The sequence below is a fragment of the Paraflavitalea speifideaquila genome, from assembly GCF_032395985.1.
GTDB classification, from domain to species: Bacteria; Bacteroidota; Bacteroidia; order Chitinophagales; family Chitinophagaceae; genus Paraflavitalea; species Paraflavitalea speifideaquila.
The window spans coordinates 4,009,718-4,022,514 of record NZ_CP135920.1; the positions used below are offsets into that span (position 1 = coordinate 4,009,718).

The 12,797-nt window shown below is 48.0% G+C and carries 22 protein-coding genes and 1 pseudogene; 11 read left to right on the forward strand and 12 right to left on the reverse strand.

The features are described 5' to 3' along the window. Positions 1 to 63 precede the first annotated feature (63 nt). The 11 genes from RS881_RS27315 to RS881_RS27365 form a co-directional block, all read right to left on the reverse strand. Positions 64 to 753 carry a RagB/SusD family nutrient uptake outer membrane protein gene (locus RS881_RS27315; protein ID WP_315824001.1) on the reverse strand — a complete coding sequence of 230 codons (690 nt, stop codon included), beginning with the start codon at positions 751 to 753 and terminating at the stop codon, positions 64 to 66. Positions 754 to 816: 63 nt separating this feature from the next. After that, positions 817 to 1,083: a RagB/SusD family nutrient uptake outer membrane protein gene (locus tag RS881_RS27320; protein ID WP_315824636.1), complete on the reverse strand. Its 267-nt coding sequence runs from the start codon at positions 1,081 to 1,083 to the stop codon at positions 817 to 819. Then, a complete protein-coding gene (locus tag RS881_RS27325) occupies positions 1,083 to 1,502 on the reverse strand; it encodes a hypothetical protein (protein WP_315824002.1) in 420 nt (139 codons plus the stop codon). Before RS881_RS27325 ends, RS881_RS27320 begins: the two co-directional genes overlap by 1 nt. A 37-nt stretch (positions 1,503 to 1,539) precedes the next feature. Further along, positions 1,540 to 1,944 carry a hypothetical protein gene (locus tag RS881_RS27330; protein ID WP_315824003.1) on the reverse strand — a complete coding sequence of 135 codons (405 nt, stop codon included), beginning with the start codon at positions 1,942 to 1,944 and terminating at the stop codon, positions 1,540 to 1,542. 34 nt (positions 1,945 to 1,978) lie between these two features. Next, complete coding sequence (locus RS881_RS27335; RefSeq protein WP_315824004.1) at positions 1,979 to 2,494, reverse strand: hypothetical protein; 516 nt, start codon at positions 2,492 to 2,494, stop codon at positions 1,979 to 1,981. Next, the gene (locus RS881_RS27340) at positions 2,491 to 2,790 is read right to left on the reverse strand and encodes a TonB-dependent receptor domain-containing protein (RefSeq protein ID WP_315824005.1); all 300 of its coding nucleotides are present in this window, start codon (positions 2,788 to 2,790) and stop codon (positions 2,491 to 2,493) included. The genes RS881_RS27335 and RS881_RS27340 overlap by 4 nt, the downstream gene beginning before the upstream one ends. Further along, positions 2,736 to 3,857 (reverse strand): SusC/RagA family TonB-linked outer membrane protein, encoded by a 1,122-nt coding sequence (locus RS881_RS27345; protein ID WP_315824006.1) that lies wholly within the window; start codon positions 3,855 to 3,857, stop codon positions 2,736 to 2,738. The genes RS881_RS27340 and RS881_RS27345 overlap by 55 nt, the downstream gene beginning before the upstream one ends. Continuing rightward, positions 3,824 to 4,450, reverse strand: a complete 627-nt coding sequence (locus tag RS881_RS27350; RefSeq protein ID WP_315824007.1) for a TonB-dependent receptor plug domain-containing protein — start codon at positions 4,448 to 4,450, stop codon at positions 3,824 to 3,826. The genes RS881_RS27345 and RS881_RS27350 overlap by 34 nt, the downstream gene beginning before the upstream one ends. Further along, positions 4,414 to 4,692 carry a carboxypeptidase-like regulatory domain-containing protein gene (locus RS881_RS27355; RefSeq protein WP_315824008.1) on the reverse strand — a complete coding sequence of 93 codons (279 nt, stop codon included), beginning with the start codon at positions 4,690 to 4,692 and terminating at the stop codon, positions 4,414 to 4,416. Before RS881_RS27355 ends, RS881_RS27350 begins: the two co-directional genes overlap by 37 nt. A 106-nt stretch (positions 4,693 to 4,798) precedes the next feature. Then, the gene (locus RS881_RS27360; RefSeq protein ID WP_315824009.1) at positions 4,799 to 5,305 is read right to left on the reverse strand and encodes a GntR family transcriptional regulator; all 507 of its coding nucleotides are present in this window, start codon (positions 5,303 to 5,305) and stop codon (positions 4,799 to 4,801) included. Positions 5,306 to 5,313: 8 nt separating this feature from the next. Beyond that, on the reverse strand, positions 5,314 to 5,523 hold the full coding sequence (locus RS881_RS27365; protein WP_315824010.1) for a GntR family transcriptional regulator: 210 nt from the start codon (positions 5,521 to 5,523) through the stop codon (positions 5,314 to 5,316). 216 nt (positions 5,524 to 5,739) lie between these two features. Between RS881_RS27365 and RS881_RS27370 the strand changes: the two genes are divergently transcribed. From RS881_RS27370 to RS881_RS27375, 3 genes are read left to right on the forward strand one after another with little or no spacing between them, the layout of a single operon-like run. Continuing rightward, positions 5,740 to 6,684: a pentapeptide repeat-containing protein gene (locus RS881_RS27370; RefSeq protein WP_315824011.1), complete on the forward strand. Its 945-nt coding sequence runs from the start codon at positions 5,740 to 5,742 to the stop codon at positions 6,682 to 6,684. Continuing rightward, positions 6,624 to 6,959 carry a pentapeptide repeat-containing protein gene (locus RS881_RS60055; protein ID WP_350340255.1) on the forward strand — a complete coding sequence of 112 codons (336 nt, stop codon included), beginning with the start codon at positions 6,624 to 6,626 and terminating at the stop codon, positions 6,957 to 6,959. Before RS881_RS27370 ends, RS881_RS60055 begins: the two co-directional genes overlap by 61 nt. Further along, positions 6,956 to 7,753 (forward strand): trypsin-like serine peptidase, encoded by a 798-nt coding sequence (locus RS881_RS27375; protein ID WP_315824012.1) that lies wholly within the window; start codon positions 6,956 to 6,958, stop codon positions 7,751 to 7,753. Before RS881_RS60055 ends, RS881_RS27375 begins: the two co-directional genes overlap by 4 nt. A 49-nt stretch (positions 7,754 to 7,802) precedes the next feature. On the opposite strand, the gene RS881_RS27380 is transcribed toward RS881_RS27375, so the two are convergent. Next, the gene (locus tag RS881_RS27380) at positions 7,803 to 8,540 is read right to left on the reverse strand and encodes a hypothetical protein (protein WP_315824013.1); all 738 of its coding nucleotides are present in this window, start codon (positions 8,538 to 8,540) and stop codon (positions 7,803 to 7,805) included. A gap of 242 nt (positions 8,541 to 8,782) precedes the next feature. Here RS881_RS27380 and RS881_RS27385 point away from each other — a divergent pair, with 242 nt between their 5' ends. The 8 genes and pseudogenes from RS881_RS27385 to RS881_RS27420 all read left to right on the forward strand — a co-directional run bounded on the left by RS881_RS27385 (position 8,783) and on the right by RS881_RS27420 (position 12,725). Then, on the forward strand, positions 8,783 to 9,244 hold the full coding sequence (locus tag RS881_RS27385; RefSeq protein ID WP_315824014.1) for a hypothetical protein: 462 nt from the start codon (positions 8,783 to 8,785) through the stop codon (positions 9,242 to 9,244). Further along, positions 9,187 to 9,558, forward strand: a complete 372-nt coding sequence (locus tag RS881_RS27390) for a hypothetical protein (protein ID WP_315824015.1) — start codon at positions 9,187 to 9,189, stop codon at positions 9,556 to 9,558. The genes RS881_RS27385 and RS881_RS27390 overlap by 58 nt, the downstream gene beginning before the upstream one ends. After that, positions 9,555 to 9,797, forward strand: coding sequence for a hypothetical protein (locus RS881_RS27395; protein ID WP_315824016.1), 243 nt, complete (start codon positions 9,555 to 9,557; stop codon positions 9,795 to 9,797). The genes RS881_RS27390 and RS881_RS27395 overlap by 4 nt, the downstream gene beginning before the upstream one ends. A gap of 295 nt (positions 9,798 to 10,092) precedes the next feature. After that, the gene (locus RS881_RS27400; protein WP_315824017.1) at positions 10,093 to 10,356 is read left to right on the forward strand and encodes a hypothetical protein; all 264 of its coding nucleotides are present in this window, start codon (positions 10,093 to 10,095) and stop codon (positions 10,354 to 10,356) included. Positions 10,357 to 10,694: 338 nt separating this feature from the next. After that, entirely contained in the window at positions 10,695 to 11,048 is a 354-nt protein-coding gene (locus tag RS881_RS27405) for a hypothetical protein (protein WP_315824018.1), read from the forward strand. After that, complete coding sequence (locus RS881_RS27410) at positions 11,045 to 11,455, forward strand: hypothetical protein (RefSeq protein WP_315824019.1); 411 nt, start codon at positions 11,045 to 11,047, stop codon at positions 11,453 to 11,455. Before RS881_RS27405 ends, RS881_RS27410 begins: the two co-directional genes overlap by 4 nt. A 76-nt stretch (positions 11,456 to 11,531) precedes the next feature. Next, positions 11,532 to 12,038 (forward strand): annotated as a pseudogene (locus RS881_RS27415) (erythromycin esterase family protein); the annotation flags it as partial. Positions 12,039 to 12,380: 342 nt separating this feature from the next. Continuing rightward, the gene (locus tag RS881_RS27420) at positions 12,381 to 12,725 is read left to right on the forward strand and encodes an RraA family protein (protein WP_315824020.1); all 345 of its coding nucleotides are present in this window, start codon (positions 12,381 to 12,383) and stop codon (positions 12,723 to 12,725) included. Positions 12,726 to 12,797 lie beyond the last annotated feature (72 nt).

Below are 12,797 nucleotides of genomic sequence, written 5' to 3' on the forward strand. Positions count from 1 at the left end.
TTGCAGGGTACTTATCAAAATTTGAACTTTCCAAGTCTGTTTATTTATGGTTTTAGAAATTGATTAATAGTCATTCTGCGGCAGGTTGGGGTTCAGGTCGCGCTCGGTTTGCGGTACGGGAAATAAATAATTCCGGGCGGCAGGCGTTACCCCGGTTTTGGCTTGGGGCACCAGGGTTTCGAGTGTGTTGGTCCGCACCAGGTCGAACCAGCGATGACCTTCGGCCGTGAGCTCCAATCGCCTTTCTTTCAACACCGCCGTTCTGAAATCAGTTTTGCTAAGGCCTGTATAATCCGGCACGGTATTGCGATAGGTAGTGCCATCAAAGCGGGCGCGTTTGCGCACCATATTGATATACCTATGCGCTTCCAGGGGTTGATCCAGTTCATTCTCCGCTTCAGCATACATGAGCAATACATCGGCATACCGTATGACGGGAAAATCGTTGGAACTCTCATTGCCTTTGGGCTCGGCCACCCGGTCCCAGTATTTCTGAATATAGGGCCTGATCGTTTCTACCGTGCCATTCGATTTATGGATCTCTGTGATAAAGGTCACCGCTCTTCTGCGATCGTCAATATCATACTGGTTGTACAATTGCTGGGTGGGTATCTGCCAGCCTTGCGCATTCTGTACCCCTTCTTCGCTCAGTTGTGGCGGCAGTAAGCGCACCAGGAACTGACCTACTTCCCAGAAAATGATAGCGCCATTGGCATCGCCAAAGCCTACAGAGAAAAACCGCTTCTTTGCCACCGCGGCTGGACAGTTTGAATACGCTGGCGAAATCTTCCCAGAGGTCGTAGCTCTTTGAGTCGATCACCGCTTTGGCTTTTTCAGCCGCCTTCGCCCAGTTCTTTTGTGTGAGGTATACCTTGGCATGTAAGGCCATGGCAGCCCCTTTGTGGCGCGACCGCGGCCATTGCCCGGATCGTAACTGGCAGGCAGCACGGATTCCGCAGCATCCAGGTCTTTGTGTACCTGGTCGTAGATTTCAGCCACTGTGGCGGCCTGGGGTGTCAGGGGTTCTTTTTCGAGCAGCACCAGCGGCACTTTGCCAAACATGCGCACCAGGTTGAAGTACATCAACCCACGCAGAAAACGGGCTTCCCCAGCAGCCTGCTTTGCAAAGCCGCGTTCATGGTGATGCCGGGAATGCGGCTGATGGCAATATTGGCGATGGTTATGGTTTTGTAATGCATCACCCAGATCTCCTGCAGGGTACTGTTCTGCGGACCGTAGGTAAAAGTGGCCAGTTGATCCAGGGCAGGAGCGGCCAGTTGATTGTTGAGCATTTCGTCGGAGCTCAATCCCTGGGTGATCCAGAAAGAACTATGGTACACACCAGCGGTAGAACCCGTGCTGATGGAGTTGAGGTAAGCATAGATCGAATTAACGGCAGAGATGGCGTCCTGCTCTGTTTTATAATAATTGGTGATGCCCACTACGTTTTTGGGATCTTCTTCCAGGAATTTGGAGCAGGAAGCCGTACCCAGCAATAGCACCCCAGGATAAGCGTATATGATATGAATTGTCTTGTTTTCATTTGACAGCTTTTTCGTTGTTAAAACCGAGATTAAGACCGATGAGGTATACTTTCGATTGGGGATAGCCGCCACGGTCAATACCAAACAGGGTGGTATTTTGTCCGTACAGGTTGCCTTCCGGATCGTATCCTGAATAATCAGTGATGGTAAACAGGTTGGTAGCACTGGCATACACCCGCAGGTTGCGCACTTTGATCCTATCCAGCAGCTTATTGCTGAAATTATAGGCCAGCGTTACGTTTTTCAGGCGCAGGTAAGAAGCATCTTCTACAATGTTGGAAGAGAAAATACCCACATCACGGCTACCGGCTGCCAGTGCGCGGGGATACTTGTTGCCGGGATTGGCAGGCGTCCAGCGATTCAGCCCGGCATCGGCCAGCACATTGTTCTCGCCCGTCATATTCAACAGATCAAGGTTATTGAGGTTGGCTACTTTATTGCCCTGCGAACCCTGGAAGAAAAAAGTTAAGGTCTATATTTTTATAGGACAGGGTATTGCTGAAACCCCAGGTAAAATCCGGCTGTGCTGTACCCAATATGGTTCTATCCGCTTCTGTGATCTTTTTATCACCATTGATATCGCGGTATTTTCGGTCACCGGCTTTGGCGCGCGATGCCAGGTTGGGAGAATTAGGCTCCTGACCGATCAACACCGGACTGGAAGCGGCTTCTGCATCTGTTTGAAAAATACCATCAAATACATACCCATAGAAAGTACCTACTGCTTCGCCAGGCCGCAGGATGGTGCCACCCAGCATTGGAATATCATTTTTGGCATTCAGGTTGGTGATCTTATTCCTGTTCACTGAAAAATTAATAGCACTGTTCCATTTCACTACACCTTTGGTATTTACGGTACGGATATCAAGATCAAAACCATGATTCTCGATATTGCCAATATTCAGTACGGTGGTACCAAAACCGGAGGTTGAGGGAATCGGCGTACTCAATAATAAGTCGAAGGTTTTCTTTTGTAATAATCGGCAGTTACCGTAATGCGGTTGTTCAATAAGGCCAGGTCAATACCAATATCCAGTTGCCTGGTGGTTTCCCATTTCAGATCGGGGTTCACATAAGAGAGTGGCTCCTGGCCGGTGAATACTTCACTGCCATTGGGGCTGTTGAACACGCCTTCACCGAAGGGGCCCACCAAAGCCAGGGAAAGATAGGGTGGGATGGCCTGGTTACCGATCACCCCATAGCTGGTGCGGAATTTAAGGTCGCTGATGGCGGAAATATTTTGCATGAACGCTTCATCCGATACCCTCCACGCAAAGGCGGCCGAGGGAAGAAAGCGTATTTGTTGTTCGCACCAAATTTAGAAGAGCCATCTACCCGCCCGGTGAGGGTGAACAGGTATTTGTTATTAAAGGTATAGTTCACACGGCCCAGGTAAGAGATCATGCTCCAGCCCGACTCACTATTAACCGGTTTTTGGGGCTTCAGGGCAGCGTAGATATTGTGGTAGCCGGTGCGGTTATCGGGGAAATCAAAAGCGATCGTAGTGAGCTTATCGTTGTTGAATTGCTGAAGGGTATAACCTACTACAGCATTCACCCGGTGTTTGCTGCCAAATGTATTGTTGTAGGTCAGCGTGTTCTCATTGAGCCAGGTCATACCATCCGACTTGGCAATGGAAGCTTCGCCCTTGCTGGCCTGGGTACGTTTGAGGAAATTAGGTCCGAAACTACCTTCATCGTTGGAGAATCCATCGATACCGAAGCTTGTGCGCAACTCCCATTGCTTGCTGAAGGCATATCTGGCATATACATTTCCCAGGATACGGGAGAGGGTTGTATTGGAAATATATTCTTTGGCTTCTGCAATGGGGTTGCCCAGTACCTTACCCCGGTCATTCTCATAGGTATAACCACCGTTGGCTGCAGGATTGGAATTATCATACACCGGCAGTACGGGATTGAACAACATAGCACCCGTAGCTACGCCCGGTACTATGTCGGCACCATTGGTAAGCACGCCTTTACTGTTGACACGGGAATAGGACAGATTGGTACCTACGGTGAGTTTATCGTTGATCGCGCGGTCAATATTGGCGCGGAATGAATAGCGCTTAAAATCAGAATTGATGATGATGCCATCCTGCATAAACAAGGAGCCGGAGATGGCATATTTGGTTTTATCATCACCACCGGAAACGGACACATTATAATTCGACATCGGTGCTACCCGGAAAAGTTCATCCTGCCAGTCGGTACCCTTACCCAGGTTTTTAGGGTTCACATAAACAGGAGTGAGCCCGGCATTGAGTTTGGCGTCATTCACCATATTGGCATACTCGGCAGCATTGAGCAATTGAGTTTGTTGGCCACTTCCTGGTAGGCGTGGTAAACATCTACATTCACCTGTCCTTTGCCCGATTTGCCTCTTTTGGTGGTGATGAGCACCACCCCATTGGTACCGCGCGAGCCATACATCGCCGTAGCGGAAGCGTCTTTTAATATCTCAATAGATTCAATGTCCGATGGATTGATGGAGGATAGGGCGCTGAGCCGCGGGCCCCGGGTAACACCCGCCGAAAGATCGGCCCCATCGCTGCTAACCAGCATCCCGTCGATCACATACAGTGGTTCATTGGCGGCATTGATAGAACTGGTGCCACGGATGCGGATGGATGCTTCAGCGCCCGGCTTACCAGATACCTGTGTCACCTGCACCCCTGCTGCACGCCCTTGCAGGGCCTGGTCGAAAGACGTAACGGGCACGGCTTTCAGCTCATCCGCTTTCACAGAAACAACCGATCCCGTGAGATCGCTTTTCTTAACCGTACCGTAGGCGATCACCACTACCTGGGATAGTTCTTCGTTGTTGGGAATAAGTTCAATGGTGAGGCTGCTGCGGGCGCCGGGCACTACATTCTGTGCGCTATAGCCAACATGCGAGACCAACAAAGTGTCTTTTCCCGGGGAAGAGACAGGTTGAACTGGCCCGCAGCATTGGTGGCTACCTGATCAGAAGTCCCTTTTACAGCAACGGTAGCCCCGGCAATGGGCTTACCGTTGGCAATTACTTTTCCGCTGATTGATCTGGCAGCGGTGGCTACCTGTGCAGTTCCCTGTGTTGACAAGAGCAAGAGCAGGAAGGATGTCATCAGGGCAGCAAGCATTTCGTTAGATGAATACTTTCTCATTAATTGAAGTTTCGCGTGTTTGGGGAAGTTTACATGTCCGAATGTTCGTACATATTACTGGGCAAATTTTTTATAACTGACAGGATAAGTGAGTAATGGTCAGCAATTATTTACGTGCGATGTCAATGGTATAGGTGAAACGGTCGGCTCTGTAATAGCCAAGGTTGTATTCGATAGGACGGTCGCCGGCATCACAAACCACCCTTTTGCGAAACAGGATGGGGGCGCCTGGTGCTACAGACAGGAGTTTGCTCAACTGTTTGTCGGCCAGGATAGCGCTGATCCCTTCTTTGGAAACGGATACGACAATATGATGCTCTTTTTCCAGCGTTTCATACAACGGTTTGGAGAAATCGTCATCCGTGGTAAGTCCCGTGCGTGGGTGAAAATAAGACACGAAATAAACGATGGGTTCGCCCTCCAAACCCTTTACCCGCTCCATTTTGAGCACTTTGGTACCGGGATTGATCTTGAAAAGCTGCAGGATCTCTTTGTCGGGCACCACGTTGGAGACTTTGATGCTGTAATTCTTGAAGGCTACGCCTTTTTCATCCATTTCGTGCGTAAAGGAAGCCCACTTATCAAGTTTGGTAGAGATATTGTTCTTGGCCACTGTGGTGCCTACGCCTTTTTGCGGATGAGCAGTCTTTCGTACACCAGTTTATTGGTAGCCTGGCGAACGGTGCTCCGGGAGATGCCGAGCTTTTTGGCGATATTGATCTCATTGGGCAGTAGTTTGCCATTCTGGTACTCAGGTTTCTCGATCAGTTTGCGTAAAAGATCTTCTACCTGGGCGTGTAACGGGAGTGCACTTTGATGATCAATCTCCAAAAATCCATACCTCAATGTTTATATGTTCGTACATACTAAAATTAGGGAGATTTGTGAATCCGCCAAAAAATCTTTTTGCCGGCGTATTTGAGCAGGGGGTAAGCCATGATTGCGATCGGGTAAAAAGGTGTTTTCACGGTTTACTACGGGGCCTATTCACCGTATTTTCAGGAAAGGCGGTCGCACTACATGCCGAACTTATAAATAGGATGGATCATGACTGACAGGGAATTAATAAAGCAGGCCGAACACATCAAGAAGAGAATGCTGCAGGATACTGCGGCGACGCTGGTATCCATCATAGAGGATATCAAGGTACTGGTGAATGAGAGTCCACTACACTACAAAGCAGACCTGTTGCGGTCGATAGACCTGGTGCTTTACCGGTACACGAACTTTAAAAGAAGATTCCAAACAGGGTTGATCCTCCAGGAGACTCTGTCGATTGAAGAGCAGAGAACAGTAGATTTCTTATTGGATATTCTCGATCCGATCTTTGCAGGCGATGTCAAATCCCTGGACAGGATATTGTCGCCCAGCGATACCAAAATGACCTTTGACCTGGAGTTTGAGTCAGTGACACCGCAGGAGCGGCAGCGTGTGATCGACTCCCTCAATAACCTTACTTTTGGAGACCAAGGCATTAAGATAAAAAGAGTGGATAAGGGCAGTGTTATTTTTACCATTGAACTTGTGTTCAGTTTACTGCTGCGCTGGTATTCTCTGTATACATCCGGTTTAATAAACCGTATTATCAACTCGGACGACAATATCATACAAACCAACATCGAGCACTCACTCCTGGCGAAATTGAGATCCATTGAATTTGACATCACTTCCGCGAAGAAAAAGTATGCGGAGACATTCATTCGGGCTAACGGCTACCAGCTATATGACCTCAACCTGTCCCGGTTAAATCTTAACGACCTACACTTACCTTATGCCAATTTCAGCGGCTCTAATTTGTTGGATGCTTCATTTTCTCATGCTTCCATAGAATTTGCCAATTTGAACAATACCTACCTGGTTGGTTGCTCTTTCATGGAGAGTGACCTTGGACAAACCTCTTTTGAGAAGGCCTATGCGCAAAGTGCCATGTTCTGGGGGCAAATTTCTCGCGAGCCAATTTACAAGGAGCAGACTTCAGGTATTCCCAGCTAGTAGCCACCAGACTCCATGAAGCGAATCTGCAATATTGCAAACTACAGAACGCTGATCTCACCGGAGCCAGATTAAGGCATGCCGATCTGCGGGAGGCCGTTATTGTCGATGCGATCCTCACCGGCTCAAAATGGGAGGAAACGCTGGTAGACGGGATGGTGATGGATATGGTTCAGTTTGATTATTTGCAAAATCAGCCGGTTGACCTTTCGAGGGTGCATGTGGTGGGCACCAGTTCGAGCCGGTCGCTGGTAAGTTCATTCAATCAGGTATGAATACTTTGATCACAGAAGCCAAAGAGAAGGTTATACAGGGCGATTACAAGGCTTTTTTTACCAGGGTAAAAAGCTCCTTTCCAAAAGGAGGTGAACGTAGGTTTGAACTGGTGGAAGCCAGATGGTATAGGGCGGAGCAATTCTATGCTACCGGGCAAATGACGCAAGACCGGTATTTTGTGGAGTTAAGCCAGATCCAGGCAGCCTTGCTGGACCAGTTATACAATTTACTGGTTTTCGAGAACGCTGAAGTAATCAGCAGCCCCGAAAAGCTGATTACCCATAAGGTCAAAAACATCAACTGGCTTGAGCAGGGACTTTCCCGTTCCCGGCTGGTATGTCGCATCCAATATAACAACATCAGTGGAACAGGAAGCGTCATTTATGGACGATACCTGCTCACCTGCAATCATGTAATACCCGATCATTCAGTAGCCTCCTCCGCTTCATTGCAGTTCAATTACAGGACCGGCGTACCCGCTTCTGAAGTAAAGGAATACCGGGTTAAAACAGATGGCTTATTCCATACGAACACAACACTCGATTATACTATTTGTGAGGTCGCGGACCCGCATACGGATTATCTCTCCCGGCAGGAACATATTGGTATTGCACCCATCTCGCTCTCTTATACCTCCGACACAGAACATGGGTCCAGCGGTTCACCCATCTACAACCAATCCTGGGAAATAATTGGCATCCATACGCGCAATGAAGGTTCGGTAATGCTGAATGCTGGTACGCGCATCACCGGTATCCTGAATGATCTACTGCAGGCAGGCATTAACTTGTAGCATGAAGGCCTACGTTTGCTTGAACATTACCCGCTATTGAGTAATTACATTAACTGTTCACGGCCAGGTACCCGAAATTGCCCGTACTGGACTGCTGTGCTGTAAAACAAATGGACAAAGCAGCCGCAGCACCGGGAATGAGGGCAGTAAAAGCAGAATCATTGCTACTACTATCAAAGACCAGGGGAAAGGTATCCGAACCATTATTACCAAAGTTTACATTGGCCCTGACATCAAAATCGCCCGGCGACCAATAACTGTTGGACTTACCCACCGTCACCTGGCAACCACACATCATTTTTACCAATACCGAAACAACGCCCTCCGGCAATGTGGCCGGGTTGGGCTCCAGCAACAATCCAGCTACAGGAATAAGGTACATATACTCCGTTTGCGGTGGCGCCAGTACGATCGGCTGTTCCACTGCAAGGGTTAACCCGGTTGGACTGGGTATATATGCTTTGATGAGCGCATTGATAGAAGATACATTAGGCACCTCAACAGTAAGAGTGCCTTTTACGGTATTGCTATCGGCCGTCAGGTAATTCGTCTGGTACCCACCATTCGTTTGTAAGGTAAGTATGGGCAATGCATAGGGAGCAACATTCGAGAACTGCTGACCGATCTGACCATCATCCATACCACTGGTAGCCGCGTCATAGGTAAAAGCATAGGTTTGCCCTTCCAGCAGCAAATAGATACGGATCGCTGTGTTTTGATAGGCATTCGGGCCTAAAAACTTACCACCTAATGCCTGGAGAAAGACCGTTATGTTTACTGAACTCATACAAGGATATTAGTTGAAACAATAGGTTACTGTGATGCCTACCTACAAGTTACAGCTATTATGTTATATATCCGTGAAAGGCGGGCCTCCCTGCAGCCCTGCAATACAACACGGCAGGGAGGCTCACCCTGGACAACTCTTCGCCAGATACGGGTACAGCCTACCAACCCACGTACTACAAATGGAGTATTTTTTGGCCTTTTCTACGGGCGACATTTGTTGTATCACACAAAAGCAACTATATGCAAAAGCCTGTTCTTTCCTTTTCGTTCCTGGTGCTGTTATCCGGCATTATGCTTCAGGGATGTGCTCAGAATACCAGGAATAAAGCGGATGATGACCTGCCCAAAAACAATACGGTGCGCCTACCCGCCAACATGCATATCGTTCAGCCATTTACCCCAAAAAAATCAAATGCCATGAATAAGGTATATACTTCATCACAACAAAACAACCAGGTTGAAGACCTAAGAATTGGAATGGGTCAGTATTTCTCCTATGCATTACCTCCTGGCTGGAGGGTTGGGGAAGATGGGCAATTTGCCCTCACCCTCGTTTCTCCCGATAACAAAGCCTTCACGGTCATGGTAGGCAATGCCGGACTGATGCCCGGTTATCCCCAGCCAGGTTTGTTTATGAAAAACTCATGTCATTACAGCCCAGTGGACTTACCCTCAGTAATCCGGCCCCCACCAACCCTGTAAAAGGTTTTCAGGAAGCTTACCAATTCAAGGTATCCTATCAACTTCCCAGTGGTCATTATCAGGGAGAAGCGGTTTGCCATATTTCCAATTATTATGGCGGATGTGTGATGGCCATGACAGCGGCCTTGTCTGAAAGTACACAGTGGGCTGCTTATGCCAGTTGGCTGCCACTGGTATCGCGCCAGATAGCTGCTACCAATGGGGCCGCCTTTGGTATGCGGGGTATCATGCAACAAAACCTACAGAACTCCATCGCTTTTGGAGAGGCCCTGCAAGCATACAGGACATGGTCGGCCAAAAATGGCAGGAGGTGACGGATGATCGCAACAGGTTTATAGACAAACAACAACACCAGGTGCGGGAAAACCTGGGTGCTGTCAATACTTATTCCAATCCTTACAATGCCAACAGTCCGCTTGAACTAAGCACCCAATACCAATATTACTGGATAGACCAACACGGGAATGTGGCGGGCACCAATGATGCTTCTGTAAATCCCAACCATGGCAGCACCGCTGATTGGAAGCCATTGAAAAGGAAGGAAAATAAATGAATTACAAATACTTGTAACTGACAGGTGTTTTTAACTAAACAGTATAGGTGTTAAAACGGTAACACAGGTTACGCAATAACCGGACCAATGAAAATGGGAAAGTCAACTACATATTCGTATTGGGAGACAGCGTGCGAACCGGTCAGCCGCACCCTATAAGGGAAGATTGTATATCATAAGCCAGGCCCTTAATGCAAATGCTCAACCTATACGAGACACCTTACAAATTATTTCATCCAACTAAAACACCCGCTATGGCAAAAAAGCAAATAAACAACCTGATATCCCTCTTTCTTTGATAAAGGAATTTGAAGCAAAACTTAAAAGAGATGGATTTATTTCCGAGTTGGAACACATTTCAGAACTTCGGATACGCAATAACTTTAATATACCAAAGTCCAACAAAGCAACTACCACCAATAATGAAATGGCTGCTTTAGGCGACCCGGAAGTAGAACGCCCTTGCATAAAGTGGAAAAAGGTGCCAACAAAAATTATTGATCCGATCACCGGCAAAAAGATTACAGTCTTAAAAGATATTTGTGTGCAAAGAGGATAGTACGGATTGTTGTGACTTCGTATCAAAAGCACATAGTAGCAATTTTCGTAATACCAGATTAATTGCCTAATACGGTTACCGGCTTTTAATAAGCAATAGAGCTTTGAAATCCCACCTCCCTATCATTGAAGTAGCGAGGCTTCAACATAACCCACCTTTTCTGCCGCCAGTTCGCGTACCTGTTGCAACCAGGTTTCCTGCTGCGCTTAAGTAGAATTGTATACCGGGCCTCCCCACCTTCATCCTTCCCTGCCATAAACACGCATCAGCTCCAGGCGGGGCCGATGCCCTTCGACGAAATCAGCCCTTTCTTCGACAAAAACGGCGGCTGCCTTTTTTTGTCGTACTTATTTCCTTCGTTGCAGAACCAGCCTTCCGGTACCATCATGACCAGTGTTTCTTTGCTGCATAAACATAATGATATGCGTTCAATACTTTTTAGCCTGGTGATGATCCTTTCCCTGTCGGCCACTTGTCAGCTTATTCCGGCCGCTGCTATTACGCCCATTGATAAAAGAGAAAAATACATTGATAGCCTGGTTGCCATGATTGGCAACAAACGTATTGTAGCGATTGGGAAGACACCCATGGTACAGGCGATTTTTATGATCTCCGTGCAGCCATTACCCAGCGACTCATACGCCAAAAAGGCTTTACTACTGTCATTCTTGAAAACCCACATGAGGATATGATGGCCTTACAAGACGGGCTGGCTACGGGCAACCTGGACACCCTGATGCGCAAACATCTTTTCGAGATCTACCAGTCAAAAGAAATGCGCCAATTCCTTACCTGGTACCGGAAACAATCCGGCAAACAGAAAAACCTAAGGCTGGCCGGCTGTGATGACAGCTACCGCGAAATATTACCTCAATACCTGCTGGAAACTGCCGCCCAATACCATGACAGTACCCTGAACAGCATGTGCCGCGATTTTATGCTTCGCCAAACGCTGAACGTAAAAAACTATTATCAGCAAACCGGCCGCATCAATAAAGATTCCCTGCCCAAAACAGTAGACTACAGGATTGCCACTTACCGGCTCCTGGAACAAATGGATTCCTTTTGCATCAGCAAAAATACAACGTCCCCGGGTTAAAAGAATTGATCTACCATGCCCAAACGAACTATGCCTATTTTGACCCTATTACCAAAGGGTAGGTGTATCGCGGGACGAAATGATGGGCAGACGGATCAATTTTCACGCAGCCGATCCCGCTGCCAGGATCATCGTATGGGCGCACAGTGCGCATATTGCCCGCTACGCCTGGCTGGTAAATGAAGTGGGTCTAATGGGCGCCACCATAGCCAAGCAATATCCGAAAGATTATTTTTCCATCGGCTTGAGTGGGGGAGCAGGCAGTTACTCCTACATCACTACCCGAATGATCAATGCCGATCATGACTTTAAGGATACCTTGTTTCATGCCAATTTCCTAGCACCTGCTGCCGGTTCCTGGAACCAACAGTTTAATGAGACCAAGCCAGCGGCCTTCCTGGTCAACTTTGCTAAATTAAGCGCCAGCGAACGGGCTGAATGGGAAAAACCCCGGACCATTAAAATGCTGGGATACAATAAAGAAACAAGCACCGATAATAATTATTACCCGGTATCCTTACCGCAAATGTTTGACGCCCTGATCTTCTTAAAAGAAACACATCATACAACGGCCCTCTTTTAATGAGGGCTATATGATCATATCCAATACCAATACACCGGCCTGTCCGATTATGGAGATAATGGCAAGGATGATGATAAGGATGATCATGGGCTATTGTACCGTGTTTACGAGCGTACCGATGGCAGAAATGGTAATGCTTATTTCGTCACCGCTTTGCAGGGTGAAATCATGACCCGGCACAATGCCCTGTCATGAACATTACCGGTTCTTCCCTCGCCAGTTGGTGGCATAACCATCCGCCAAAGGACGACGAGATCAGTAAAGAATCAAAGTCGGTGACTTAAGCTATCGCCCTGCCGAAGAGCTGTTTTACCCCTTTAGGGGGTTAAAGCTTTGTAGAAAATGAATGTAGACAAATTCTTTTGCCCTGTAGGGGCAATCCTGATCGTGGGTATCAACCGACCTACCCGCATCCGCACGGTGACCGTCATGCCCGGTGATGTGGTATTGGGCAAATTAGGCGTGGTGGTATTTGTGCCGCCCCACCTGGCGGAGAAGGTTTGCACTACTTCTGAAATTGTGCGCCTGCGCGATATGTTTGGTCACCAACGCTTGCGCGAAGGCAAATACACTGCCGGCCAGATCGATACCCGCTGGACCAACGATATTGAAAAAGACTTTTCCAAATGGATCAACGACCATATCATGAATTGCCCGTTCCGAAAGAAACCATTCAGCAATTCCTGAAAGACCGTACCTGGTAATAGCAGAGCCCCCTGAAGGGCGGCTCACCCGGATCTGACGGACCCACCAGTCGCT

Excerpts from the sequence above, each read along its gene's own strand:
- RS881_RS27320 (WP_315824636.1), bottom strand. The coding sequence starts at position 1,083 with ATGTACTTCAACCTGGTGCGCATGTTTGGCAAAGTGCCGCTGGTGCTG.
- RS881_RS27355 (WP_315824008.1), bottom strand. The coding sequence starts at position 4,692 with ATGAGAAAGTATTCATCTAACGAAATGCTTGCTGCCCTGATGACATCC.
- RS881_RS27390 (WP_315824015.1), top strand. The coding sequence starts at position 9,187 with ATGTCATTACAGCCCAGTGGACTTACCCTCAGTAATCCGGCCCCCACC.
- RS881_RS27410 (WP_315824019.1), top strand. The coding sequence starts at position 11,045 with ATGATGGCCTTACAAGACGGGCTGGCTACGGGCAACCTGGACACCCTG.
- RS881_RS27380 (WP_315824013.1), bottom strand. The coding sequence starts at position 8,540 with ATGAGTTCAGTAAACATAACGGTCTTTCTCCAGGCATTAGGTGGTAAG.
- RS881_RS27420 (WP_315824020.1), top strand. The coding sequence starts at position 12,381 with ATGAATGTAGACAAATTCTTTTGCCCTGTAGGGGCAATCCTGATCGTG.
- RS881_RS27330 (WP_315824003.1), bottom strand. The coding sequence starts at position 1,944 with ATGACGGGCGAGAACAATGTGCTGGCCGATGCCGGGCTGAATCGCTGG.
- RS881_RS27375 (WP_315824012.1), top strand. The coding sequence starts at position 6,956 with ATGAATACTTTGATCACAGAAGCCAAAGAGAAGGTTATACAGGGCGAT.
- RS881_RS27385 (WP_315824014.1), top strand. The coding sequence starts at position 8,783 with ATGCAAAAGCCTGTTCTTTCCTTTTCGTTCCTGGTGCTGTTATCCGGC.
- RS881_RS27340 (WP_315824005.1), bottom strand. The coding sequence starts at position 2,790 with ATGCAAAATATTTCCGCCATCAGCGACCTTAAATTCCGCACCAGCTAT.
- RS881_RS27370 (WP_315824011.1), top strand. The coding sequence starts at position 5,740 with ATGACTGACAGGGAATTAATAAAGCAGGCCGAACACATCAAGAAGAGA.